At 68.5% G+C, this 22,099-nt stretch carries 23 protein-coding genes and 1 tRNA gene; 16 read left to right on the top strand and 8 right to left on the bottom strand.

All coding sequences use genetic code 11. The features are described 5' to 3' along the window. Positions 1–121 precede the first annotated feature (121 nt). Positions 122–637: a sigma-70 family RNA polymerase sigma factor gene (locus tag WG903_RS01830; protein ID WP_340072485.1), complete on the top strand. Its 516-nt coding sequence runs from the start codon at positions 122–124 to the stop codon at positions 635–637. Positions 638–643: 6 nt separating this feature from the next. Then, positions 644–720: transfer RNA gene (locus WG903_RS01825), tRNA-Met, on the top strand. Positions 721–755: 35 nt separating this feature from the next. On the opposite strand, the gene WG903_RS01820 is transcribed toward WG903_RS01825, so the two are convergent. Both WG903_RS01820 and WG903_RS01815 read right to left on the bottom strand, forming a co-directional pair. After that, positions 756–1,004, bottom strand: coding sequence for a hypothetical protein (locus tag WG903_RS01820; protein ID WP_340072484.1), 249 nt, complete (start codon positions 1,002–1,004; stop codon positions 756–758). Between the two features lie 161 nt (positions 1,005–1,165). Beyond that, entirely contained in the window at positions 1,166–1,420 is a 255-nt protein-coding gene (locus WG903_RS01815; protein ID WP_340072483.1) for a GlsB/YeaQ/YmgE family stress response membrane protein, read from the bottom strand. Positions 1,421–1,552: 132 nt separating this feature from the next. On the opposite strand from WG903_RS01815, the gene WG903_RS01810 reads away from it, so the two are divergent. Next, a complete protein-coding gene (locus WG903_RS01810; protein ID WP_340072482.1) occupies positions 1,553–1,957 on the top strand; it encodes a hypothetical protein in 405 nt (134 codons plus the stop codon). Positions 1,958–1,961: 4 nt separating this feature from the next. Next, on the top strand, positions 1,962–3,314 hold the full coding sequence (miaB, locus tag WG903_RS01805; RefSeq protein WP_340072481.1) for a tRNA (N6-isopentenyl adenosine(37)-C2)-methylthiotransferase MiaB: 1,353 nt from the start codon (positions 1,962–1,964) through the stop codon (positions 3,312–3,314). Here miaB and WG903_RS01800 read toward each other — a convergent pair. Continuing rightward, positions 3,311–4,507: a serine hydrolase domain-containing protein gene (locus WG903_RS01800; RefSeq protein ID WP_340072480.1), complete on the bottom strand. Its 1,197-nt coding sequence runs from the start codon at positions 4,505–4,507 to the stop codon at positions 3,311–3,313. The two genes, miaB and WG903_RS01800, sit on opposite strands and share 4 nt — an antisense overlap. Positions 4,508–4,512: 5 nt before the next feature. Continuing rightward, positions 4,513–5,877 carry a signal recognition particle protein gene (gene ffh / locus WG903_RS01795; RefSeq protein ID WP_340072479.1) on the bottom strand — a complete coding sequence of 455 codons (1,365 nt, stop codon included), beginning with the start codon at positions 5,875–5,877 and terminating at the stop codon, positions 4,513–4,515. A gap of 56 nt (positions 5,878–5,933) precedes the next feature. Between ffh and WG903_RS01790 the strand changes: the two genes are divergently transcribed. From WG903_RS01790 to gndA, 11 genes are all read left to right on the top strand, one after another. Then, positions 5,934–6,722, top strand: a complete 789-nt coding sequence (locus WG903_RS01790; RefSeq protein ID WP_340072478.1) for a cytochrome C assembly family protein — start codon at positions 5,934–5,936, stop codon at positions 6,720–6,722. Further along, positions 6,719–6,952, top strand: coding sequence for a PP0621 family protein (locus WG903_RS01785; protein WP_340072477.1), 234 nt, complete (start codon positions 6,719–6,721; stop codon positions 6,950–6,952). Before WG903_RS01790 ends, WG903_RS01785 begins: the two co-directional genes overlap by 4 nt. Before the next feature lie 2 nt (positions 6,953–6,954). Further along, on the top strand, positions 6,955–8,661 hold the full coding sequence (locus tag WG903_RS01780) for a sensor histidine kinase (protein WP_340072476.1): 1,707 nt from the start codon (positions 6,955–6,957) through the stop codon (positions 8,659–8,661). After that, a complete protein-coding gene (locus WG903_RS01775) occupies positions 8,661–10,100 on the top strand; it encodes a sigma-54-dependent transcriptional regulator (protein WP_340072475.1) in 1,440 nt (479 codons plus the stop codon). The genes WG903_RS01780 and WG903_RS01775 overlap by 1 nt, the downstream gene beginning before the upstream one ends. Then, positions 10,087–10,665, top strand: coding sequence for a 1,6-anhydro-N-acetylmuramyl-L-alanine amidase AmpD (gene ampD, locus WG903_RS01770; RefSeq protein WP_340072474.1), 579 nt, complete (start codon positions 10,087–10,089; stop codon positions 10,663–10,665). Before WG903_RS01775 ends, ampD begins: the two co-directional genes overlap by 14 nt. 331 nt (positions 10,666–10,996) lie before the next feature. Next, a complete protein-coding gene (locus WG903_RS01765; protein WP_340072473.1) occupies positions 10,997–13,927 on the top strand; it encodes a ribonucleoside-diphosphate reductase subunit alpha in 2,931 nt (976 codons plus the stop codon). A 135-nt stretch (positions 13,928–14,062) separates the two neighbouring features. After that, the gene (locus WG903_RS01760; protein ID WP_340072472.1) at positions 14,063–15,271 is read left to right on the top strand and encodes a ribonucleotide-diphosphate reductase subunit beta; all 1,209 of its coding nucleotides are present in this window, start codon (positions 14,063–14,065) and stop codon (positions 15,269–15,271) included. A gap of 170 nt (positions 15,272–15,441) precedes the next feature. Beyond that, positions 15,442–15,870 (top strand): histone, encoded by a 429-nt coding sequence (locus WG903_RS01755; protein WP_340072471.1) that lies wholly within the window; start codon positions 15,442–15,444, stop codon positions 15,868–15,870. A gap of 153 nt (positions 15,871–16,023) precedes the next feature. After that, on the top strand, positions 16,024–16,371 hold the full coding sequence (locus WG903_RS01750; RefSeq protein ID WP_340072470.1) for a hypothetical protein: 348 nt from the start codon (positions 16,024–16,026) through the stop codon (positions 16,369–16,371). 10 nt (positions 16,372–16,381) lie between these two features. Continuing rightward, positions 16,382–16,966 carry an alpha-ketoglutarate-dependent dioxygenase AlkB gene (locus WG903_RS01745; protein WP_340072469.1) on the top strand — a complete coding sequence of 195 codons (585 nt, stop codon included), beginning with the start codon at positions 16,382–16,384 and terminating at the stop codon, positions 16,964–16,966. A 20-nt stretch (positions 16,967–16,986) separates the two neighbouring features. Then, entirely contained in the window at positions 16,987–18,408 is a 1,422-nt protein-coding gene (gene gndA, locus WG903_RS01740; protein ID WP_340072468.1) for an NADP-dependent phosphogluconate dehydrogenase, read from the top strand. On the opposite strand, the gene WG903_RS01735 is transcribed toward gndA, so the two are convergent. Beyond that, positions 18,405–19,046 carry a TetR/AcrR family transcriptional regulator gene (locus tag WG903_RS01735; RefSeq protein WP_340072467.1) on the bottom strand — a complete coding sequence of 214 codons (642 nt, stop codon included), beginning with the start codon at positions 19,044–19,046 and terminating at the stop codon, positions 18,405–18,407. The genes gndA and WG903_RS01735 overlap by 4 nt on opposite strands. A gap of 76 nt (positions 19,047–19,122) precedes the next feature. Here WG903_RS01735 and WG903_RS01730 point away from each other — a divergent pair, with 76 nt between their 5' ends. Further along, a complete protein-coding gene (locus tag WG903_RS01730) occupies positions 19,123–19,839 on the top strand; it encodes a DAPG hydrolase family protein (RefSeq protein WP_340072466.1) in 717 nt (238 codons plus the stop codon). A 1-nt stretch (position 19,840) separates the two neighbouring features. On the opposite strand, the gene WG903_RS01725 is transcribed toward WG903_RS01730, so the two are convergent. From WG903_RS01725 to WG903_RS01715, 3 genes are read right to left on the bottom strand one after another with little or no spacing between them, the layout of a single operon-like run. Next, positions 19,841–20,494, bottom strand: coding sequence for a hypothetical protein (locus tag WG903_RS01725; protein ID WP_340072465.1), 654 nt, complete (start codon positions 20,492–20,494; stop codon positions 19,841–19,843). Positions 20,495–20,513: 19 nt separating this feature from the next. Next, on the bottom strand, positions 20,514–21,440 hold the full coding sequence (locus WG903_RS01720) for a pyridoxamine 5'-phosphate oxidase family protein (RefSeq protein WP_340072464.1): 927 nt from the start codon (positions 21,438–21,440) through the stop codon (positions 20,514–20,516). A 3-nt stretch (positions 21,441–21,443) separates the two neighbouring features. Next, positions 21,444–22,082 carry a glutathione S-transferase family protein gene (locus WG903_RS01715; RefSeq protein WP_340072463.1) on the bottom strand — a complete coding sequence of 213 codons (639 nt, stop codon included), beginning with the start codon at positions 22,080–22,082 and terminating at the stop codon, positions 21,444–21,446. Positions 22,083–22,099: the final 17 nt, after the last annotated feature.

Genomic DNA, 22,099 nt, shown 5'->3' with positions numbered 1-22,099 from the left:
TTAATCTATTAATACCCACTGGAGCAGTGGAAATGGATTAATTTGCCTTAATTTCGGCACAATCCACCCAAGTCACACAGGCGATCGCGGTCACGCACCGTGTTCGGGGAGGAGGGGGTCGGTGGATAGGCGTGACGCGTTGATCGCGCAGCACGTTGCGGATGCGCGCAAGCTCGCCCAGGCGATTCACGCGCGGGCCGCGAGCCAGTCGATCGCGCTGGACGAATTCGAGCAACAAGCTTGCCTTGTCTTGCTCGAAAGGCTGGACGGAGGAGCCCAGGAAGAAGAGCTTGGGGACGAAGCCACGGCGCACATCGAGCGCGCATTGCTCCATGTGCTCGAAACGCTGGCGTCCGAGGAGGCGATGCAGCCCACCGCCGAATTCCGGTTCGACGAGGAGCAGTGGACGGAACTGAGAAGCCTTGTCGACGCACTGCCGGGCCAGGAGTGCCTCGTGATCGAGCAACACTATTTCCACGGGCGCCAGCTGCAGCACATCGCCAACGACATGGGCCTCACGAAAGGCCGTGTCTCGCAAATCCACCAGCGCGCCCTGGAACGTTTGCGCGAAGGCCTGGAGGCTTTGAGGGAAGAGGCGCACGCCGCAGCGACCCCTTGCAGGGCGTTTATAATCTAGGGCTCTGGCGCTTTAGCTCAGTCGGTTAGAGCGATGGAATCATAATCCACAGGTCCGCGGTTCGAGTCCGTGAAGCGCCACCAAATCAAGGGGCCAGCGTGCAAACGCTGGTCCCTTTTCACTTGCTCGGGTCCGGGTCCGTCGAATCCCTGCGCCGGGCCGCGCCCATCATCAGCATCGCCGCCGTCAGCCGGTCGTTGGCCACGGCGCGCAGCTGCGACACTTCCTGGATCAGTTCGGCGCTGGGCGGCACCGTGCGCGCGCCGAAGTACTCGTCCCAGGCCTTGGCGAGGCGGGATTCGGCCTGGCGTGCACGCGCATCGGCCTGCTTCCATTCCTCGTAGGCCTGTCGGGCTCTTTCTGTCACGGGCGCATGGTAATGGCATGTTAACCACGCGTGTTGCCGCGATGCATGGCTGAGTTGCTTTGCCGCCAATGAAAAAGGGGCCCCGTTGCCGTGGCCCCTCGGGTGCGTGACAGCCCTCTCGGCGCTGTCTCCGTGTTGCAGCGGGTGTGCTCTTCCTTGCCTTACAGGCGGCGCGGCCCGCGCACCAGGCCGTAGATCACCAGCAGGATGATCGCGCCGATCACCGATGCGATCCAGCCGGCCGCGTCGTTCGGGCCGTACAGGCCCAGCGCCTGGCCGGCGAACTTGGCGATGAACGCGCCGGCAATGCCCAGCAGCGTGGTCAGGATGATTCCCATGCGGTCGTCGCCCGGCTTGAGGGCGCGCGCGAGCAGGCCGACGATGAAGCCGACGACGATGGTGCCGATGATGGACATGTGCGTGATCTCCCTGTGGATGTCGGATGGTGTGCGTTTCACTCTAGCGTCGCGCGGCTCAGGCATGTGGCTCAGCCGGAGCAACGCGCTGTTAAAATTCGCGCCTTCATCGACAGCCTCTGGCTCTACACCATGAACCGCTGCCAACCCAGGTGGGCGCACTTCGCGCTCGCGGCACTGCTTGCCCTTCCGCTTCTTGCCACCGCGCAAGAATCCATCCGCCGCGAAGCGCCCAAGGACGTCACGCTCGCCAGGATGACGGTGGAGCTGCCCCCGGTCATCCAGATCGACGGCAAGGCCGATCGCCTCTCACCCGGCTCGCGCATCCGCGACACGCGCAACATGCTGGTGCTTTCGGGTTCGCTGGCGGGCCAGACGGTGCCCGTGGTCTACAAGCGCGACTCGGCCGGCCTGGTGCACGAGGTGTGGATGCTCTCGGCCGATGAATACAAGCAGCTCGCGGGCGCCTCGGGCGGCTCGCAGGGCGTGCAGCAGTTCCTCGACATGCTGGCGCTGATCTTCGGCGCGCGCAGGTAACGCCATGGCCGCCTCCGCCCCCAAGAAGGTCTTCATCAAGACCTTCGGCTGCCAGATGAACGAGTACGACTCGGACAAGATGGCCGACGTGATGAACGCCGCGCAGGGCTACGAGCCCACGCAGGACGTGGAAGAAGCCGACCTGATCCTCTTCAATACCTGCTCGGTGCGCGAGAAGGCGCAGGAGAAGGTGTTCTCCGATCTGGGTCGCGTGAAGCACCTCAAGAGCAAGGGCGTGCTGATCGGCGTGGGCGGCTGCGTCGCCTCGCAGGAAGGCGCGGCCATCATCGAGCGCGCGCCGTACGTCGACGTGGTCTTCGGCCCGCAGACGCTGCACCGCCTGCCGCAACTGCTCGAGGCGCGCGCGCGCCAGCAGCGCCCGCAGGTGGACATCAGCTTCCCCGAGATCGAGAAGTTCGACAACCTCCCGCCCGCGCGCGTGGAGGGTGCTACCGCCTTCGTCTCCATCATGGAGGGCTGCTCCAAGTACTGCAGCTACTGCGTGGTGCCTTACACGCGCGGCGAGGAAGTGTCACGCCCCTTCGAGGATGTGCTGACGGAAGTTGCGGGCCTGGCCGGGCAGGGCGTGAAGGAAGTGACCCTGCTCGGGCAGAACGTCAACGCCTACCGCGGCAAGATGGGCGATACGGCGGACATCGCCGATTTCGCGCTGCTGATCGAGTACGTCGCCGAGATCCCGGGCATCGAGCGCATCCGCTACACCACGTCGCACCCCAACGAATTCACCGCGCGCCTGATCGAGGCGTACGCCAAGGTGCCGCAACTCGTGAACCACCTGCACCTGCCGGTGCAGCACGGCAGCGACCGCATCCTGATGGCGATGAAGCGCGGCTACACCACGATGGAATACAAGAGCACCGTGCGCAAGCTGCGCGCGGTGCGCCCCGGCATCTCGCTGTCCACCGACTTCATCGTCGGCTTCCCCGGCGAGACGGGCGAGGACCACGCGCGCACGATGAAGCTGATCGAGGACGTGGGCTTCGATTCCAGCTTCTCGTTCGTCTTCAGCCCGCGCCCGGGCACGCCCGCGGCCAACCTGCAAGACGACACGCCGCAGGCCGTCAAGCTCAAGCGCCTGCACGTGCTGCAGGAGGCGATCGAGGCCAACGCCCGCCGCATCTCCGAAAGCCGCGTCGGCACGGTGCAGCGCATCCTGGTCGAAGGGCCGTCGCGCAAGGACGCCAGCGAGCTCATGGGCCGCACCGAGTGCAACCGCATCGTCAACTTCCCGGGCCCCGCTCGCCTGGCGGGGCAGATGGTCGACGTGACGATCACCGAGGCCTTGCCGCATTCGATGCGCGGCGAGGTGGTGATCCGCGAAGAAGCGGCGGCCTAAAGCCCCGGCCCGCTGCGCGCAGCGGCGCGCACGATCTCGTTCAGCTCGGGCTGCCACATGGCCGACTGGTCCACGGCCGTCTGCACCACGACCGTCTGCGTCGCGCGCTCGACGATGACGCGCTGGCCGTCGTGGCCCACCATCATCATCCAGTTGCCGTCGGCGCGGCCGTGCCAGAAGAAGAACTTGTAGCCGAAGGTCGGCCCGGCGCGGCCGAAGCGCGCCTGCGCGTCGGCCTCGGACCAGGAGGCGCACTCGTCGATCCATCTGGCGCTGACCACCTGACGGCCGTCGATGGCGCCGCGCTGCGCCACCATCTGGCCGAGCCGTCCCCAGTCGCGCAGCCGCGCGCCGAAGCCGATGCAGTTGAACTCGCGGCCCTGGCCGTCGCACAGCCAGCTGGCGTCGCCCTCCGCCCCGAGCGGCTGCCACAACGCTTCTTCGCAGAAGGCGGCCAGCGTCTTGCCGGTTGCGCGGCGGATCACCATGCCGATGGTCAGCGGGCACAGCTCGTTGTAGTTGTAGCGCGTGCCCTGCGGTTCGGCCGACGCGTTCCAGCCGCGCACCGCCGCTTCCAGGTCGGAGTTGTGCCGCGTGAAAGCGCGCGGGTACAGCTCGGGGTTGTCGCGGTCGTGCACGATGGCCGCGCCGCTGGACATGTTGGCCAGGTTGCGCAGGGTGATGCCGCCGTGCAGCGTGCCGCGCAGCTCCGGCACGTAGTCCTCGGCGCGGTCCTCCAGCGACTTCACGAGGCCCCGGTCCACGCAGATGCCCAGCAAGAGCGAGGTGACGCTCTTGGCCATCGACCAGCTCGTCATGCGCATGTCCGGCGTGCGGCTGAACTGGTAGGACTCGAACAGCACCGTGCCCTTGCGCGCGATCAGCATGCCCGAGATGGGCCAGGCCTTCATGTACGCCGACGCGCGCTGCGCCACGGGCGCGAAGGACGCGGCTGCGTCTTCCGAAAGCGGGGCCAGGGGCGAGGCCGAAGGTGGCGCGATGATCCTGCGTGCCCGGAACATCTGCTCGAACCCGCCCGAGTAGTTGCCGATCCGGTGTTCCTTGTCGGTCCAGCCGGCCGGCCCCCAGCCGGTGGGATAGCCCCAGCGGCGCTCCCAGTCGGAGGCTGCCGCTTCGGCGAGCGGGGAAACGAGGGCGCCGGCAACACAGGCGAGCGCTTGGCGGCGCCGCATCGCCGCTAGAACGGCAACTTGGGCATCCCGCCCTTGCCGCCCATGCGCTTCATGAGCTTCATCATGGCGCCGCCCTTCATCTTCTTCATCATGCCCTGCATCTGCTCGAACTCGTTGAGCAGGCGGTTCACTTCCTGGACCTGCACGCCGGCACCGGCGGCGATGCGGCGCTTGCGCGTGGCCTTGATGATCTCGGGCTTGCGGCGCTCCTGCGGCGTCATCGACTGGATGATGCCTTCCTTGCGGCGCACGTCGCGCTCGGCCTTGTCCATGTCGACCTTGCCGGCCTTGGCCTGCATCTCCGCCGGCATCTTGTCCATCAGCGACGACAGGCCGCCCATCTGCTTCATCTGCTGGATCTGCGACAGGAAGTCGTTCAGGTCGAAGCCCTCGCCGCTCTTGACCTTGTTGGCCAGCTTCTGCGCCGCGGCCATGTCGACGTTGGCCGAGACCTGCTCCACCAGCGCCACGATGTCGCCCATGCCCAGGATGCGGCCGGCATGGCGGTCGGCATCGAACACTTCCAGGCCGTCGATCTTCTCGGACACGCCCGCGAACTTGATCGGCGCGCCCGTCACCTGCCGCACCGACAGCGCCGCGCCGCCGCGCGAGTCGCCGTCCATCTTGGTCAGGATGATGCCGGTCAGCGGCAGCGCCTCCTTGAAGGCCTTGGCCGTGTTCACCGCGTCCTGGCCCTGCATCGCGTCGACGACGAAGAGCGTCTCCACGGGCTTCAGCGCGGCGTGCAGGTCCTTGATCTCCTGCATCAGCGCCTCGTCGATCGCGAGGCGGCCGGCCGTGTCGACCAGCAGCACGTCGAAGTACTGCTTCTTCGCGAAGTCGAGCGCCGCGCGTGCGATGTCCACCGGCTTCTGCTCGGGCGTGCTCGGGAACCACTCGGCCCCGGCCTGCTTGGTGACCGTTTTCAATTGCTCGATGGCGGCGGGGCGGTAGACGTCGCCCGACACGGTCAGCACTTTCTTCTTGCGCTTCTCGATCAGGTGCTTGGCCAGCTTGGCGGTGGTGGTCGTCTTGCCCGCGCCCTGCAGGCCGGCCATCAGGATCACCGCGGGCGGCTGCGCGACGAGGTTGATGTCCGACACGCCTTCGCCCATGGTCTGGGCGAGTTCCTTGTGCACGATGCCCACCAGCGCCTGGCCGGGCGACAGCGAGCCCATCACCTCCTGCCCCAGCGCCTTGTCCTTCACGCGCGCGATGAAGTCGCGCACGACGGGCAGGGCCACGTCGGCCTCGAGCAGGGCCATGCGCACCTCGCGCAGCATGTCCTGCACGTTCGATTCGGTGATGCGGGCCTGGCCGCGAAGTTCCTTCGCGAGGCGCGACAGTTTGTCGGTGAGGGCGGAAGCCATTGGGAAGAAGGGGACGGCGCGGCTTCACGGATGAGAAGCACGGCTACACTTTGCGCATGATTCTAGCCACCGGCTCCGACGTCATCGCCGCGCTGGCTGTCCTCGCCGCGCTGGCCTATGCCGTCTCGGCCGCCGGCGCGTCGCGCCTGGGGGAGCGGGGCGCATCGCTCGCGCTGGGCGCGGCGTGGCTGATGCACCTGGGGGCCATCGTGCTGTCGCTGCTGGCCAGCCCCCCGCGTTTCGGTTTCGCGCCCGCGCTGTCCATGACGGCCTGGCTCGTCGTCACCGTCTACGCCATCGAAAGGCAGATGTTCCCTCAGCTGGTGGCGCGCTGGGCCTTCGGTGTCGCCTGCGCGCTCGCGGCGTTGCTGCCGGTGGCTTTTCCCGGCGACCCGTTGCGGCTCGCATCGGCGCTGGGGCCCTTGCACCTGGCACTGGGCGTCGCGTCCTACGGCCTCTTCGGCGCGGCCGCGGTGCATGCTTGGCTGATGATGCGCGCCGAGCAATCGATCCGCGCCGGCGCCGACGGGCAGGCCGGCCTGCCGCTGCTCACGCTCGAGCGACTGACTTTCCGCTTCGCCGGCGCAGGCTTCGCCGTGCTGTCGGCCACGCTGCTGGCGGGCATCGTCTTTCGCGAACACCTGGGCGCCTGGCGCTGGGACCACAAGACGGTGTTCTCGCTGCTGGCCTGGGCGGTCTTCGCCGCCCTGCTGCTGGGGCGCGCACGCTTCGGCTGGCGCGGCCGCAAGGCGGTGCGCGTGCTGTACACAGGCGCCTTGCTGCTGCTGCTGGCCTATGCCGGCTCGCGCTTCGTGCTCGAGGTCATCCTGAGGCGCAGCGCATGATCAAGATCCTGCTCGTCATCGCCGTGGTGTTCGCCGTGATCTGGTTCCTGCGCGGCGCGCGCACGGCCTCGCGCGGCGAAGGCGAGCCGAAGCGCCCCGCCGCGCCGCCCGCGCCGCAGGACATGGTGGAGTGCCCCGTGTGCCGCGTGCACCTGCCGCGCGCCGACGCGCTGCCCGGCCCCGACGGGCAGCTGTACTGCTGCGCCGAACACCGGCAACGGGCGGGGTAACCATGGCCGGCTTCGACGCACCGCGCAGCACGCTCGAGGAGCTGGCGCGCGATTCGGCGTTCGCGCGCCTGTGGCGCGGCTTCATGGCCGCCCGCAGCACCGTCGCGCTCGTGCTGCTGGCCGTGCTCGGCGCCCTGCACACGCTGGCGCCGACGCTGGGCGTGAGCGAGTGGCTCGTGGGCCTGGCGGGCACCTACCTGCTCGCCGCGGTGGCCGTGCACATGGTCAGCCAGCCGCGCGGGCCCGGCCCCAGCTTCGACTCGCAGTGGGTCTCCACCATCGGCGTGGACCTGATCGCCTTCTCGGCGCTGCAGTTCCTGCAGGCCGCGGGGCTGAACTACTCGCCGCTGTTCGCGCTGCCGGTGCTGATGGCGGCGGTGCTGGGGTCGACGCTGCTCGCGTTGGGCACGGCGGCGGGCGTTGCGCTGCTGCTGCTGGCGGACGCGTGGGTGCAGGTGCTGCACCTGGCCGGCGATGCCGCATCGCGTTTCCTGCAGGCGGGGTTGACGGCCACGGGCTACTTCGCGCTGGCCTTCGTCGTGAACCAGCTGGCCGGCCGCCTCGCGCGCGAGGAGGAAGCCGCGCGCTTCGGCCGCCGCGCCGCCCGCGCGCAGGCGCAGGTCAACGAGCTCGTGATCGACGTGCTGAGTGAAGGCGTGATCGTCGTCGACGCGCACGGCGGCGTGCAGGCCGCCAACCCGGCCGCGCGCATGCTGCTGGGCTTCGTCGAGGTGCACGACAAGCAGCCGTTCTCGCTGGCGGCGCAGGCGTCGTGGCAGCCGCTGACGGAGCTGGCGCTGCGCACCTTCAACGAACGCAAGCCGCAGTGGGCCGAGCTCGCGATCGAGGAGGAGAGCGCGAGCCCCCGCCGCATCCACGTGCGCACGCGCCTGACGGCGGCCGAGGAGCACCCCGCCGAAGGCATCTGCGTGATGTTCCTGCAGGACCTGCGCGAGATGGAGGCGCGCCTGCGCACCGAGAAGCTCGCCGCGATGGGCCGCATGTCGGCCGCCGTGGCGCACGAGATCCGCAACCCGCTGGCCGCCATCGCCCAGGCCAACGACCTGATGGAAGAGGACCTGAAGGAGCCGGGCCTGAAGCAGCTGTCGGGCCTCGTGCGCAAGAACACCCAGCGGCTGCAGCAGATCGTCGAGGAAATCCTGGACGTTTCGCGTGCGCGCCAGAGCGCCAACGCCGCGGCCGACATGCTGCAGCTCGACGCGTCGGTGGCCGCCACCTGCAACGACTGGGCGTTGCAGTCGCGCGCCGCCGCGCGCCTGCAATTGGCGCTGGCGGCGCCGGACATGATCGTGCGCTTCGACGCCGACCACCTGCGCCGCGTGCTGGTCAACCTGCTGGACAACGCGCTGCGCTACGCCGGCGACAAGCCCGATTCGATCCGCGTGGCCACGCGCACGCTGGCCGGCCAGGCCAGCCTGCACGTGTGGAGCGACGGCGCACCGCTGGAGCCATCGGTGCAGCGCCACCTGTTCGAGCCGTTTTTCTCGTCGGAAAGCCGCTCCTCGGGCCTGGGGCTGTACATCTGCCGCGAACTCTGCGAGCGTCACGGGGCCACGATGGTCTACGAGCGCGCGACGGCCGGGTCCGCCAGCAACGCGCGCGAAGGCAACGAATTCATGGTGATGTTCGCGCCCGGCGCCCAGCCTCCGGTTGCGGGCCAGCCCTCGTTTGACAGAATAGCCGCCTGATGTCCCAAGCCACAGCGTCCGCGCAGGTCCTGGTCGTCGACGACGAACCCGACCTGCGTACCCTGTACGAGCTCACGCTCCTGCGCGAGGGCTACAGCGTGGACTCGGCCGCGACGCTGGCCGAAGCCTGCGCGCAGCTGGCCGCCAAGAAGTTCGACGCGGTGATCACCGACATGCGCCTGCCCGACGGCCAGGGCACGGAGCTGCTGCGCCGCATGGCCGCGGAGCAGCGCAGCGAGCGCTGCATCGTCATGACGGCCTACGGCTCCGCCGAAAACGCGGTGGAGGCGCTGAAGGCCGGCGCCTTCGACTACCTGACCAAGCCGGTGGACCTCAAGCAGTTCCGCGCCGTGGTCGCCTCGGCCATCCAGGAGGCCGTGCCGGCCGTTCCGCGCGCGCGCGCCGCCCGTGCCGCCGTCCAGAACGAGCGCGCCGCCGCCGCGCAGTCGGCGCTGCAGCGCCTGGTGGGCGAATCGGCGACCATGAAACTGGTCAAGGAGCGCATCGCCAAGGTGGCGCGCAGCATGGCGCCGGTGCTGGTGCGCGGCGAATCCGGCACGGGCAAGGAGCTGGTGGCGCGCGCCGTGCATTCGTGCAGCCACCGCGCCGAAGGGCCCTTCGTCGCGGTCAATTGCAGCGCCATCCCCGAGACGCTGCTCGAAGCCGAGTTCTTCGGCGCCAAGAAGGGCTCGTACACCGGGGCCAACGCCGACCGCGAAGGCTATTTCCAGGCAGCGCGCGGCGGAACGCTGTTCCTCGACGAGATCGGCGACCTGCCGCTGCCCATGCAGTCCAAGCTGCTGCGCGCGATCCAGGAGAGGCACGTCCGCGCGCTCGGCTCCACGCAGGAGGACAACGTCGACGTGCGCATCGTCAGCGCTACGCACCGCGACCTCGGCTCCGACGTGCTCGCCGGCCGCTTCCGCCAGGACCTGTACTACCGCCTGAACGTCATCGAGATCATGGTGCCGCCGCTGCGCGAGCGCCGCGAGGACCTGCCGGCGCTGTGCGACGCGCTGCTCGCGCGCATCGCGCAGGAGTCGGGCATGCCCACGCCCCAGCTGTCCGAGTCGGTGATGCAGCAGCTCATGGCGCACCCCTTCACCGGCAACGTGCGCGAGCTGGAGAACCTGCTGCACCGCGCGGTGGCGCTTTCGGACGGCGAGGAGCTGCACATCGACTTCCAGGCGGCGCAGCCCGCGCCCGCGGCCGCGGCCGGCCCCGCGCCCGCCGCGCCGCCCGTCGTGCCGCAGGACCTGCAATCCTGGCTGGACCAGCAGGAGCGCGACATCCTGGTCAAGGCCTTGCAGGAGACCAACTTCAACCGCACGGCGGCGGCGCAGCGCCTGGGCCTGTCGCTGCGCCAGATCCGCTACCGCATCGCGCGGCTGGCGATCACGATCCCCGGGGGCGGGGACGACCCGCATGACGAGACCTGACACCCACGCGCAGTGGGACGGCGGCTGGTACCGCTTCGCGCGCCGGCTGGATTCGCCCAACTTCGGCCCGCGCCCCGAAGGCGCCGCCATCGACCTCGTCGTCGTGCACTCGATCAGCCTGCCGCCCGGCGAGTACGGCGGCGACGGCGTGCAGCAGCTCTTCACCAACACGCTGGACTGGGACGCGCATCCCTACTTCAAGTCCATCGAAGGCATGGAGGTGTCCTCGCATTTCTACGTGCGCCGCGGCGGCGAGCTGTGGCAGTTCGTCGGCTGCGACGACCGCGCCTGGCATGCCGGCGCCTCGCAGTGGCAGGGGCGCGACAACTGCAACGACTATTCGATCGGCATCGAGCTCGAGGGCCTCGAAGGCCACGCGTTCGAGGCGGCGCAGTACGAGACGCTGGTGGGGCTGGTCGCGGCCATCGCGCAGCGCTATCCCATCGCGCAAGTGGCCGGCCACGAGCACGTCGCGCCGGGGCGCAAGCAGGACCCCGGGCCCGGCTTCGACTGGGCCTTGCTGCGGCGCGAACTCGCGTGGCCGCGCGAGCGCTTCGCGGCATAGGCCGCGCGCCTGTCGCTTTCCACCGACATTTCATCCACCGCCAGGCACTCGCGCGCAGCACGCGAGCGACGGTGCGCGCCGCGGGGCGATTTCGCTTCGCAACCCGCATGGATGCTGGCCTGTGGACGGTGCGGCCCATGTACACGGGCGTCCCAGCCCGGCCGCAGCGCGTTGCCAACACGCTTTCCACAAGCTGCTCACAGCTTGGTACAACCACTAGATGTAGGGACCTTGACACCTGTCAGACCCCATATATAGTGCCTCCGTGGCTCAGGCGCGATACACTCCGCGCCTCCCGAAGAACAACCACAGCCGAGGAAACGCAGCCGTCATGCAATCTGTAGCAAGCATCACCCCCGCCGGCCAGCCCGCCGCCCTCTACACCGCTTCCACCGACGCCCAGCCGGGCGCCAACCCCCTCGCCAACTACCAGATCATCCGCCGCAACGGCTCGGTGGTCCCCTTCGAGCCGAACAAGATCACCGTCGCCATGATGAAGGCCTTCCTGGCCGTGCATGGCACGCAGGGCGCGGCTTCCGCGTCCGTGCGCGAGACGGTGGAACAGCTCACGCAGGCCGTCATCCGCGCGCTGGTGCGCTCGCGCCCGGGCGGCGGCACCTTCCACATCGAGGACGTGCAGGACGCGGTGGAGCTGGGCCTCATGCGCGGCGGCCAGCACGACGTCGCGCGTTCGTACGTGCTTTATCGCGAGCGCCGCGCGCAGGAGCGCGCCAAGCAGTCCAAGGACGAAACGCCGAAGCAGCCGCAATTGCACGTCGTGGACGGCGGCCAGCGCGTGCCGCTCGACCTGGACGCGCTGCAGCGCCTGATCGTCTCCGCCTGCGAAGGCCTGTCGGCCGACGTCAAGCCCGACCCGATCGCGGCCGAGACCATGCGCAACCTGTACGACGGCGTGCCGATCGACGAGGTCTACAAGGCCTCGATCCTCGCGGCCCGCACGCTGATCGAGAAGGACCCGGACTACACCTACGCCACGGCGCGCCTGCTGCTGCACACCATCTTCAAGGAGGTGCTGGGCCGCGATTCGAAGACGCCGCAGGAAGCCGCCGCGAGCTACGCCGACTACTTCCCCGGCTTCGTCAAGACGGGCGTGGAGGCCGAGCTGCTCAACCCCGAGCTGCTCAATTTCGACCTCAAGCGCCTGGGCGCCGCGCTCAAGCCCGAGCGCGACCTCAAGTTCGATTACCTGGGGCTCCAGACCCTCTATGACCGCTATTTCCTGCACAAGCGAAAGAAGCGCATCGAGCTGCCCCAGGCTTTCTTCATGCGCGTCGCGATGGGCCTGTCGCTCAACGAGATCGACCGCGAAGCCCGCGCCATCGAGTTCTACGAGGTGCTGTCCACGTTCGACTTCATGTCGTCCACGCCGACGCTCTTCAACAGCGGCACGCTGCGCTCGCAGCTGTCGTCGTGCTACCTGACCACGGTGCCGGACGACCTGGACGGCATCTACGAGTCGATCAAGGAAAACGCGCTGCTCTCCAAGTTCGCCGGCGGCCTGGGCAACGACTGGACGCGCGTGCGCGCCCTGGGCTCCCACATCAAGGGCACCAACGGCGAGTCGCAGGGCGTCGTGCCCTTCCTGAAGGTCGTCAACGACACGGCCGTGGCCGTCAACCAGGGCGGCAAGCGCAAGGGCGCCGTCTGCACGTACCTTGAGTCCTGGCACCTGGACATCGAGGAGTTCCTGGAGCTGCGCAAGAACACGGGCGATGACCGCCGCCGCACCCACGACATGAACACGGCCAACTGGATCCCGGACCTGTTCATGCGCCGCGTGATGGAAAAGGGCGAGTGGACGCTGTTCTCGCCGTCCAACGTGCCGGACCTGCACGACAAGTGGGGCACCGAGTTCGAGAAGGCCTACGTGGCCTATGAAGAGAAGGCCAAGCGCGGCGAGATCAAGCCCACCAAGACGGTGCCGGCCACCGACATGTGGCGCAAGATGCTCTCGATGCTGTTCGAGACGGGCCATCCCTGGATCACTTTCAAGGACGCCTGCAACCTGCGCTCGCCCCAGCAGCACGTGGGCGTGGTGCACTCGTCCAACCTGTGCACCGAGATCACGCTGAACACCAGCGACGCCGAGACGGCCGTCTGCAACCTGGGTTCCGTGAACCTGGTCCAGCACCTGAAGGACGGCGGCATCGACCACGACAAGATGAAGCGCACCATCGCCACGGCGATGCGGATGCTCGACAACGTGATCGACATCAATTACTACGCGGTCAAGAAGGCGCGCGACTCCAACATGCGCCACCGCCCGGTCGGGCTGGGCATCATGGGCTTCCAGGATGCGCTGTACGAACTTCGCATCGCCTACGCGTCCGAAGCGGCCGTGGACTTCGCCGACAAGTCGATGGAGGCCGTCTGCTACCACGCCTACTGGGCGTCGACCGAGTTGGCCCGCGAGCGCGGCCGCTATTCCAGCTACCGGGGTTCGCTCTGGGACAAGGGCATCCTGCCCCTGGACACGCTGGACCTGCTGGCGCAGCAGCGCGGCGGCTACGTCGAGGTCGACCGCTCGGCGTCGCTGGACTGGGACGCCCTGCGCAAGAAGATCGCCGCCGACGGCATGCGCAACAGCAACTGCATCGCCATTGCGCCCACGGCCACCATCTCCAACATCATCGGCGTGGACGCCTCGATCGAGCCGTGCTTCGGCAACCTGTCGGTCAAGTCCAACCTGTCCGGCGAGTTCACGGTGATCAACCACTACCTGGTGCGCGACCTCAAGCGCCTGGGCCTGTGGGACGACGTGATGGTCATGGACCTGAAGCACTTCGACGGCTCGCTGCAGCCCATCGACCGCGTGCCGGACGAGGTGAAGGCCCTGTACGCCACCGCCTTCGAGGTCGAGCCGGTGTGGCTGGTGGAAGCCGCCGCGCGCCGCCAGAAGTGGATCGACCAGGCGCAGTCGCTCAATATCTATATGGCGGGCGCCTCGGGCAAGAAGCTGGACGAGACCTACAAGCTCGCCTGGCTGCGCGGCCTGAAGACCACCTACTACCTGCGCACGACCAGCGCGACGCAGGCCGAGAAGTCCACCGTGCAATCGGGGCGCCTGAACGCGGTGTCGAACGGTTCGAGCAACGGCGCGAGCATGAGCGCGCTGGAGAAGGCCGCGGCCGCCGCGCAAGCGCAAATGGCTGCTGCATCGACGGCGAGCGTGAGCGCCGCGCCGGCCACCGACATCAAGTTCTGCGCGATCGACGATCCCGGTTGCGAGGCATGTCAGTGACGATCAAAAGGGACGATGTGTCGATGTTCTCCGACAAGAACGCGATGCATAACAGCAACACAATCGGGCGCTGATGTGAACGGACACTTTGCAATTCACATCGGCGCTCATATCATCGCGAGCATTGGATAACTTATGTTGACCTGGGACGACGAAGTCACGCCCTCATCGCCAGCAAACAGCAACAGCGGTTCATACAAGAACGAGAACCGCGAGGCCACCTTCTCTCCTGAAGTTTCGCTGGCACCGGTCACTCCCGCTACCGCACCCCGCAAGTTCGACGACGTGGCGCTGTCGCCCGCGCAGCCTGCGGCCGTGCGCTCCACGCGCCGCGTCACGGTGGCCGACAAGCGGATCATCAACGGCCAGACCGACGTCAACCAGCTCGTCCCCTTCAAGTACAAGTGGGCCTGGGAGAAGTACCTGGCCACCTGCGCCAACCACTGGATGCCGCAGGAAATCAACATGAACCGCGACATCGCCCTGTGGAAGGACCCGAACGGCCTTTCCGAGGACGAGCGCCGGATCATCAAGCGCAACCTCGGCTTCTTCGTGACGGCCGACTCGCTCGCGGCCAACAACATCACGCTGGGCACCTACCGCCACATCACGGCGCCCGAGTGCCGCCAGTTCCTGCTGCGCCAGGCGTTCGAGGAGGCGATCCACACCCACGCCTACCAGTACATCGTGGAGTCGCTGGGCCTGGACGAGAGCGAGATCTTCAACGCCTACCACGAGGTGTCGTCGATCCGGGACAAGGACGAGTTCCTGATCCCCTTCATCGACGCCATCATGGACCCGCACTTCCACACCGGCACGCCGGAGGACGACCAGAAGCTGCTCAAGTCGCTGATCGTCTTCGCCTGCCTGATGGAGGGCCTGTTCTTCTACGTGGGCTTCACGCAGATCCTGGCGCTGGGCCGCCAGAACAAGATGACCGGCGCTGCGGAGCAGTACCAGTACATCCTGCGCGACGAGTCGATGCACTGCAACTTCGGCATCGACCTGATCAACCAGATCAAGCTCGAGAACCCGCACCTGTGGACGGCCGAGTTCAAGGAGGAGATCAAGGGTCTCTTCCAGAAGGCGGTCGAGCTCGAATACAAGTACGCCGAGGACACCATGCCGCGCGGCGTCCTGGGCCTCAACGCCTCCATGTTCAAGGGCTACCTGCGCTACATCGCCAACCGGCGGGCCACGCAGATCGGCCTCGAAGCGCTCTTCCCGAACGAGGAAAACCCGTTCCCGTGGATGAGCGAAATGATTGACCTGAAGAAAGAGCGCAACTTCTTCGAGACTCGAGTCATCGAGTACCAGACGGGGGGCGCGCTTTCCTGGGACTGAATCGCCTGCCTTGATCGACCAGCCGGCTGAAGACCGGCGACCAAGGCGGGCACTGGTGTTCATGGCGCTGGGCATTCGGCCCAACTCCATGGATCGCTCCGTGCGAACCAACATTGGCATGGGGTGCTTTCATTGGTTGATGTTGATCAACTTGAACAGGAGATAGAGCAATGGCAACTGCGAAGAAATCGGCCAAGAAGGCCACGAAGAAGTCCGCCGCCAAGCGCCCCGCCGCCAAGAAGTCGGCAGCGAAGCGCCCGGCAGCGAAGAAGTCGGCCGCCAAGCGCCCCGCCGCCAAGAAGACGGCGAAGAAGGCTGCGAAGCGTCCGGCGAAGAAGACGGCGAAGAAGGCAGCCAAGAAGAAGACGGCGAAGAAGTCGTCGGCCAAGAAGGCCGCCAAGAAAAAGGCGCCAGCGAAAAAGGCCGCGAAGAAGAAGGCGCCAGCGAAAAAGGCTGCCAAAAAGAAGGCTCCGGCAAAGAAGGCTGCGAAAGCACCTGCTGCCAAGCCGGCTGCTGCGAGCATGCCGGCGGCCCCTGCGGCTCAGACAACGCTGAACCCGCAAGCGGCCTGGCCGTTCCCGACGGCGAGCAAGCCCTAACCGGCGTAGCTCGTCAAGAACCCGGCACTTCGGTGCCGGGTTTTTTATTTGGCTGTGTCACATCCGGCCGACGTCCATCCTCATCCCTCGCCGACCCAGTGCCCGCGCGCTTCGGAACCCAATGAGGGTACGCACAACCCTTGGGAGAATGCGATGACACGAGCATGGACACTTGCACTGGCGACCACGGCCCTCGCGACGGTCGCCGCGGCCGCCTCGGCACAGGCGGTGCGCGTGGAGCGCTATGTCTACGAACAGCCGCGCTACTACGCGCAGGGCGAAACCCACGAGTCCTACGAGCCGGGCTACCGCCACGACCACCGCCGCTACGACTGCCGCGCGCCGCGCTGGGACCCCAACGCGCGCTACATGCCGGGCCAGGCGGTCTGGCGCAACGGCAAGTTCTACGTGGCCACCGACGTCTCGGCGAGCGTCTACAACGTGAACAGCCCGCCGGAATGGACACCCAACTACTGGGTGCAGGTGCGCTGCCGCCGCTGATGCGGCGCCCATGAGCGGCCAGGACGACCTGTTCGGCGCTCCCGCCGTGGCGCTGCCCGCGGGCATGCGCTACGAGACCGGCTTCCTGTCGCCCGAAGAAGAGCGGCACTGGATCGCCTTCGCGCAGTCGCTGCCGCTCAAGGAGATGGACTACAAGGGCTACACGGCCCGGCGCCGGGTCGTGAGCTTCGGGGGCAAGTACGACTACGTGCGCAACCGCCTCGGTGAAGGTCCGCCGATCCCCGCCGAACTCGATCCGCTGCGTGGCAAGGTGGCCGCGTGGCTGGGGGTCGAACCCCAAGACTTCACGCAGGTGCTCGTCGCCGAATACCGCGAAGGCACGCCCCTGGGCTGGCACCGCGACGTGCCCGACTTCGAGGACGTCATCGGCGTCTCGCTGCTCTCCGAAGCCGTGATGCGCTTCCGCCCCTACCCGCCCGACGCGCCGAAGAAGGCCGACATCCTGAAGATCGCCGTCGCGCCGCGTTCCATCTACCTGTTGCGCGGCCCCGCGCGCTGGGAGTGGCAGCACAGCGTCGCGCCCACGCCCACCCTGCGCTACTCGATCACCTTCCGCACGCCGCGCCCGCGCTGAACCGCCGCACAATCGCGGGCATGGCATCCCCGCAGCTTCACGACCTGGCCATCGTCGGCCTCGGCGTCATGGGCGAGAACCTGGCGCTCAATTTCCGCCGCCAGGGCTTCGCCGTCAGCGGCTTCGACGTCGACGAGGGCAAGCGCGAACGCTTCGCGCAGCGCACGGGCGGCAGCGCCCCGCGTTCGCTGCAGGAGCTCGCAGGCGCATTGCGCACGCCGCGTGTGCTGCTGCTGATGGTGCCGGCAGGCGCGGCAGTCGATGCGGTGCTGCAGGACTTGCGGCCGTGGCTGGCCGCCGGCGACATCGTCATCGACGGCGGCAACACACGCTACACCGACACCGAGCGGCGCCTCGCCGAGCTGCAACACGTGGGCATCCTGTTCGTCGGCGCGGGCGTCAGCGGCGGCGAGGAGGGCGCGCTGAACGGCCCGGCGATCATGCCCGGCGGCGCGCCGGACGCCTGGCCGCGCATCCGCCCGCTGCTGCAGGCGATCGCCGCGCGCGCCGAGGATGGGCAGCCGTGCTGCGAGTGGATGGGGCCGGGCGCGGCGGGCCACTACGTGAAGATGGTGCACAACGGCATCGAGTACGCCGACATGCAGGTGCTGTGCGAGGCGTATTTCCTGATGCAGGAGCTCCTGGGGATGTCCCCGCGCGAGATGTCCGAGGTGTTCGCGCAGTGGAACCGGGGCGAGCTCGCGAGCTACCTGGTCGGCATCACCGCGGACATCCTGACCCGCGTGGACCCCGAGACCGGCCGGCCGCTGGTGGACCTGATCGTCGACACCGCCGAGCAGAAGGGCACCGGCAAGTGGGCGAGCCAGGCCGCGCTGGACCTGGGCGTGACGGCGCCGACGATCGCCGAAGCCGTGTTCGCGCGCACGGTGAGCGCGGTGCGCGAGCAGCGCGCGCAGGCCGCGCAGGTCCTGGCCGGCCCCGCCCGCGAGTTCCAGGGCGACCGCGCGGCGTTCGTGCAGGTGATCGAACGAGCGTTGCTGGCAGCCAAGGTGTGCGCCTATGCGCAGGGCTTCGGCCTGCTCGCCGCCGCCGACCAGGAATACGGCTGGCAATTGCCCATGGGCACCATCGCAGCCACCTGGCGGGCGGGCTGCATCATTCGCGCGAAGCTGCTGGAGGACATCCGCGGCGCCTATGCACGCGATCCGAAGCTGGCCAACCTGATGTTGGCCCCGCACTTCGCGGACGTGATGGCCGGATCGCACGGCGCCTTGCGCGAGGTGGTGGCGAGCGCTGCGAGGAACGGCATCGCCATCCCGGCCTTCATGAGCGCGCTCGCCTACTACGACGCGTACCGGTCGCAGCGCCTGCCGGCCAACCTGCTGCAGGCCCAGCGCGACTACTTCGGCGCGCACACCTACCAGCGGCTGGACCGCCCGGGCAAGTTCCACACGAAGTGGAACGAGGAGCGGCGCGACTAGCCGGGCGCGGCGCCGCGCGCGAAGAACGAAGCGACGGCGGCGAGGTCCTTTGCGCCGTCCCACTGCGCATCGGGCGCCAGGATGTGCCGCGCCACCAGGTGGCCGACGTTGAGCGACAGGAACATGCGCACCAGCGCCTCGGCCCCGATGTCGCGGCGCAGGCGCCCTTCGCGCTGCAGCTTGCGGAACAGGGCCAGCAGCGGCTCCCACACGGCGGCCAGCCATTCCTTCGCGAACTGCTCGCGCAGCTGTTCGTCCCGCAGCAGTTCCACCAGCAGCAGGCGCGTGAACTCGACGTTTTCCTCCAAGCTGGCCGAGCGCGCCTTCAGCAGTTCCGCGTGCCAGCCTTCGAGGTCGTCCGCACTGGCCTCGATGGCGCGGCGCAGCGCCTCCAGCGATGTCGGTGCGATGTGCGCGACCACCGCCTCGGCGATCACGGCGTGCACCAGTCCTTCCTTGCTGCCGAAGTGCTTGAACAGCGTGCGCTCCGTCGTGTTGGCGGCCGCCGCGATCTCGCGCGTGGTGCTCCCGGCCACGCCCCGGCGGCTGAACAGCTGCGCCGCGGCCCACAGGATGTCCAGGTGCTTGGTCGGCGCGGGACCGCGGCGGGCCGGCAGGGGAGTGACGGGGTCGTGCATGGGGTTATTGTATAGCAAACACTTGACTGATCTCAGTCATGTGTATAGCATTCGCTATACCATTGAAAGGAGACCCATGAGCACCCTTGCCCTTCCCCTGCACATCGGCCGCGGCGCACCCCGCGACTTCCCCGCCTATCCGGACGACCGGCCCATGCCGGCCGACCCGGCGACCGTCCCGTGGCCGATGAAGTCGCTGGGTTCCGCCGAGTGCGGCGCCGAGCGCCTGCCCGACGGCCGCCTGAGCTACTGGATCCGGCACGACATCCTGCGCGGCGTCACGCCGCGCATGCTCGCGTGGTGGTTCGCGCACCTCGAGGGTGACGTCGTCGTCGACGGCCAGCGCATCAACCGCTACCGCGCCTGGCACCCGTATGACCACGTGCATGCGAGCTATGCGCGGCGCCTGCCCGACGGCACCGTCGGCCCCGGCGCGCAGATCCGCCTGCGCGAGTACCTGGGCGGCCAGCGCTGCTACAGCGTCGACGTGGTGAGCGACATCGAGAAGCTCGACGAGGAAGGCTTCATCCACAACCCGCGGCTGTTCGGCATCCCGGGCATCGTGCGGATGGAATACGCCTTCAAGCGCGTGCCCGAAGGCACCCTCTACGAGAACCGCCTGCTGGTGGGCGGCGTGTCCGGCTGGCGCGCCGCGCTCACGCCGCTGATCCAGCGCTTCGGTTTCGACCAGCGCCACGGCCTGGCCTGGCTTCGTCACAACATCGAGGAGGTGGGCCTCTTCGAGCACTTCCTGCCGCAGCTGTATCGGCAGGAAACCGGATTGCCGGGCTGACCTAGTGCGCCTCGCCGACCTGCGAGATGCGGCGACGGATGCGTTCGGCTTCGTCGCGGTGTCCCGCGCGGTCCGCGCGTTGCGCCTGCACGTTCAGCCATGCCAGCAGCGCCCGGCGCCAGCCTTGCTGCGACGCTGTGTCCACGGCGACTTGCACCACTTGCGGCGTGGCCCGCCCGGTGCGCAGCAGCACGCCGGCGGCGACAAGGCGTGACGCGGGGTCGCGGATCGCCTGCAGCGTGCCGGCGTCTTCGCGCCCCGCCGCGATGGCGCGGTGCTGCTCGGGTACCAACGGCACGTCGGCCGGTGTCACGCGTCCCGCGACGTAATCGGCATAGGCGCGGTCGGCCGGGGCCGCATCGCGGCGCAGCCGGTCGAAGCCCTGGCAGGCCTCGAACACGAGGCTCGCGACCTGCAGCGCGCAGCGCGTGACCTCGATGCGCGCGGCGACGACGGGCGTCACGCCGGGTTCGGTCCGCGCGCGCTCCAGTTCCATGGCTTCCGTGCGCGCGTCGCCTTTCAGGTAGGCGTTGGAGTAGCGCTGCAGCGGGTCGCCGCCGCTGCCGCGCCCGCCAGGCGCGGTCCCGGTCCCGGTGGTGCCGCAGCCGGCCAGCAGCGCGGCGATGGAGAGCAGGAGGATCCGCAGGTGGTTCATGGCGCGGATCATAGCCACGCTACCAGTGGCCTGTATCCGCGAGTACGGGCGACAGCTCGGCCTTCGTCCAGCGCAGCGGCAAGGCCTGTTCCGCGCGGATCGCCGAGGTGACGTGCAGCCGCAGAAGGCGCAGCGCGCCGCGGAACGACGCCAGCTCTGCGCCTTCGGTGACGATCTCCGCGCGCGCCGCCACTTGCAGCGTGCCGCCCTGCTCGAAGTCGAGGAACAGCAGGCCGCAGCGCGGCTCCAGCACCAGGTTGCCGAGCGTGTTGAAGAAGGAGTTGCCGGTGAAGTCGGGCACCGTCAGCACACCATCGTCCACGCGCACGAAGCCCGGCTTGCCGCCGCGGTGCGACACGTCCACGCCCTGTTCGCGGCTCGCGCTCGAGCGGGCCTGCGGATGCGCCGTCGCGATGAAGAAGGTGTCGGCCGAACGCACCAGCTGCACGGCGGCGTCGTCGAGCCGCTCGAGACGCGTGGCGGCCGGAGCGGACGCCGGTCCCGTGTAAGTCGCCTCGCGCGCCTGGATGTACTTGGGGCAGTTGCCGAAGCTCTGGTCGACCGACACCAGGAAGCCGCTCGCGTCGGCGGCGGCGACATGGCCGTTCAGCCGGTTGCGCCGGCGCGTGTGCGGCTGGATGCCCAGCAGCCCCAGCGCCGCGCCCGCCTGCAGGTTCGCCGACAGGGGATCATGCGCCGCCGGTTGGGCGCGCACGGACAACAGGCGCGGATCGGGCGACTGCACGAAGCCCACCGGCCCGGTGAGCACCGATGCCCAGGGCTGGCCGTCGGCGGCGATGCTGCCCGCCAGGACGAAAGGCAGCAGCGCGAAGAAGTCGCAGTGCTGCTGCGGCATGTGGTCGCGGATGAAAGGCCCGTCGCCCAGCCGCTCGCGCACCCCCGCGCGCACCTGCAACGCGAGCTCCCCGTCGTGGAAGGCGCCCACGGTTCAAGCGGCGGCGCGCAGGCCGACGTTGGAGCGCGGCATCGGGATGAAACCCGGCAGCGCCTCGATGCGGGCGAGCCAGGCACGCACGTTCGGATAGGGCTCGAGCGACACGTTGCCTTCGGGCGCGTGCGCGATGTAGCTGTAGTTCGCGATGTCGGCCAGCGTCGGCTCGGGGCCCGCGAGCCACGGCCGCTGCGCGAGCTCCTGCTCCATCACGGCGAGCAGCTGGTTGGCGCGCGCGATGAACGGCGTGCAGTCGTCGCTGCGCCCGAACACCACCACGGCGCGCGCGGCGGCGGGCCCGAAGGCGACTTGGCCCGCGGATACGGACAGCCAGCGCTGCACGTGCGCCGCGCGCAGCGGGTCGCGCGGGAGCCACGAGCCCGGCGCATATGTCCCTTCGAGGTACACGAGGATCGCATTGGAGTCCGCGAGCGTCACGTCGCCGTCCTCGATCACCGGCACCTGGCCGAAGGCGTTCTTCGCCAGGTACTCGGGCGTCTTGTGCTCGCGCTGGCGCAGGTCGACGTCCACCAGCTCGTAGGGCAGCCCGAGCAGGCGCAGGAACAGCTCGACGCGGTGGCAATGGCCCGAGAGGGCGAAGCGGTACAGCCGGATCGGTTGGGCGGGTCGGTTCATGCGGCGGATTCTGGGCA

Origin of the sequence: Ramlibacter sp. PS4R-6 (assembly GCF_037572775.1) — a bacterium.
Classification (GTDB): Bacteria; Pseudomonadota; Gammaproteobacteria; order Burkholderiales; family Burkholderiaceae_C; genus Ramlibacter.
Note: the sequence above shows the minus strand (reverse complement) of the source record. Positions and strands in the feature narration are given on the sequence as shown.

Bases quoted from the DNA above. Each gene is read 5' to 3' on its own strand.
- WG903_RS01815 (WP_340072483.1), bottom strand. From the start codon at position 1,420: ATGTCCATCATCGGCACCATCGTCGTCGGCTTCATCGTCGGCCTGCTC.
- WG903_RS01810 (WP_340072482.1), top strand. From the start codon at position 1,553: ATGAACCGCTGCCAACCCAGGTGGGCGCACTTCGCGCTCGCGGCACTG.
- miaB (WP_340072481.1), top strand. From the start codon at position 1,962: ATGGCCGCCTCCGCCCCCAAGAAGGTCTTCATCAAGACCTTCGGCTGC.
- WG903_RS01800 (WP_340072480.1), bottom strand. From the start codon at position 4,507: ATGCGGCGCCGCCAAGCGCTCGCCTGTGTTGCCGGCGCCCTCGTTTCC.
- ffh (WP_340072479.1), bottom strand. From the start codon at position 5,877: ATGGCTTCCGCCCTCACCGACAAACTGTCGCGCCTCGCGAAGGAACTT.
- WG903_RS01790 (WP_340072478.1), top strand. From the start codon at position 5,934: ATGATTCTAGCCACCGGCTCCGACGTCATCGCCGCGCTGGCTGTCCTC.
- WG903_RS01785 (WP_340072477.1), top strand. From the start codon at position 6,719: ATGATCAAGATCCTGCTCGTCATCGCCGTGGTGTTCGCCGTGATCTGG.
- WG903_RS01780 (WP_340072476.1), top strand. From the start codon at position 6,955: ATGGCCGGCTTCGACGCACCGCGCAGCACGCTCGAGGAGCTGGCGCGC.
- WG903_RS01775 (WP_340072475.1), top strand. From the start codon at position 8,661: ATGTCCCAAGCCACAGCGTCCGCGCAGGTCCTGGTCGTCGACGACGAA.
- ampD (WP_340072474.1), top strand. From the start codon at position 10,087: ATGACGAGACCTGACACCCACGCGCAGTGGGACGGCGGCTGGTACCGC.
- WG903_RS01765 (WP_340072473.1), top strand. From the start codon at position 10,997: ATGCAATCTGTAGCAAGCATCACCCCCGCCGGCCAGCCCGCCGCCCTC.
- WG903_RS01760 (WP_340072472.1), top strand. From the start codon at position 14,063: ATGTTGACCTGGGACGACGAAGTCACGCCCTCATCGCCAGCAAACAGC.
- WG903_RS01755 (WP_340072471.1), top strand. From the start codon at position 15,442: ATGGCAACTGCGAAGAAATCGGCCAAGAAGGCCACGAAGAAGTCCGCC.
- WG903_RS01750 (WP_340072470.1), top strand. From the start codon at position 16,024: ATGACACGAGCATGGACACTTGCACTGGCGACCACGGCCCTCGCGACG.
- WG903_RS01745 (WP_340072469.1), top strand. From the start codon at position 16,382: ATGAGCGGCCAGGACGACCTGTTCGGCGCTCCCGCCGTGGCGCTGCCC.
- gndA (WP_340072468.1), top strand. From the start codon at position 16,987: ATGGCATCCCCGCAGCTTCACGACCTGGCCATCGTCGGCCTCGGCGTC.
- WG903_RS01735 (WP_340072467.1), bottom strand. From the start codon at position 19,046: ATGCACGACCCCGTCACTCCCCTGCCGGCCCGCCGCGGTCCCGCGCCG.
- WG903_RS01730 (WP_340072466.1), top strand. From the start codon at position 19,123: ATGAGCACCCTTGCCCTTCCCCTGCACATCGGCCGCGGCGCACCCCGC.
- WG903_RS01725 (WP_340072465.1), bottom strand. From the start codon at position 20,494: ATGAACCACCTGCGGATCCTCCTGCTCTCCATCGCCGCGCTGCTGGCC.
- WG903_RS01715 (WP_340072463.1), bottom strand. From the start codon at position 22,082: ATGAACCGACCCGCCCAACCGATCCGGCTGTACCGCTTCGCCCTCTCG.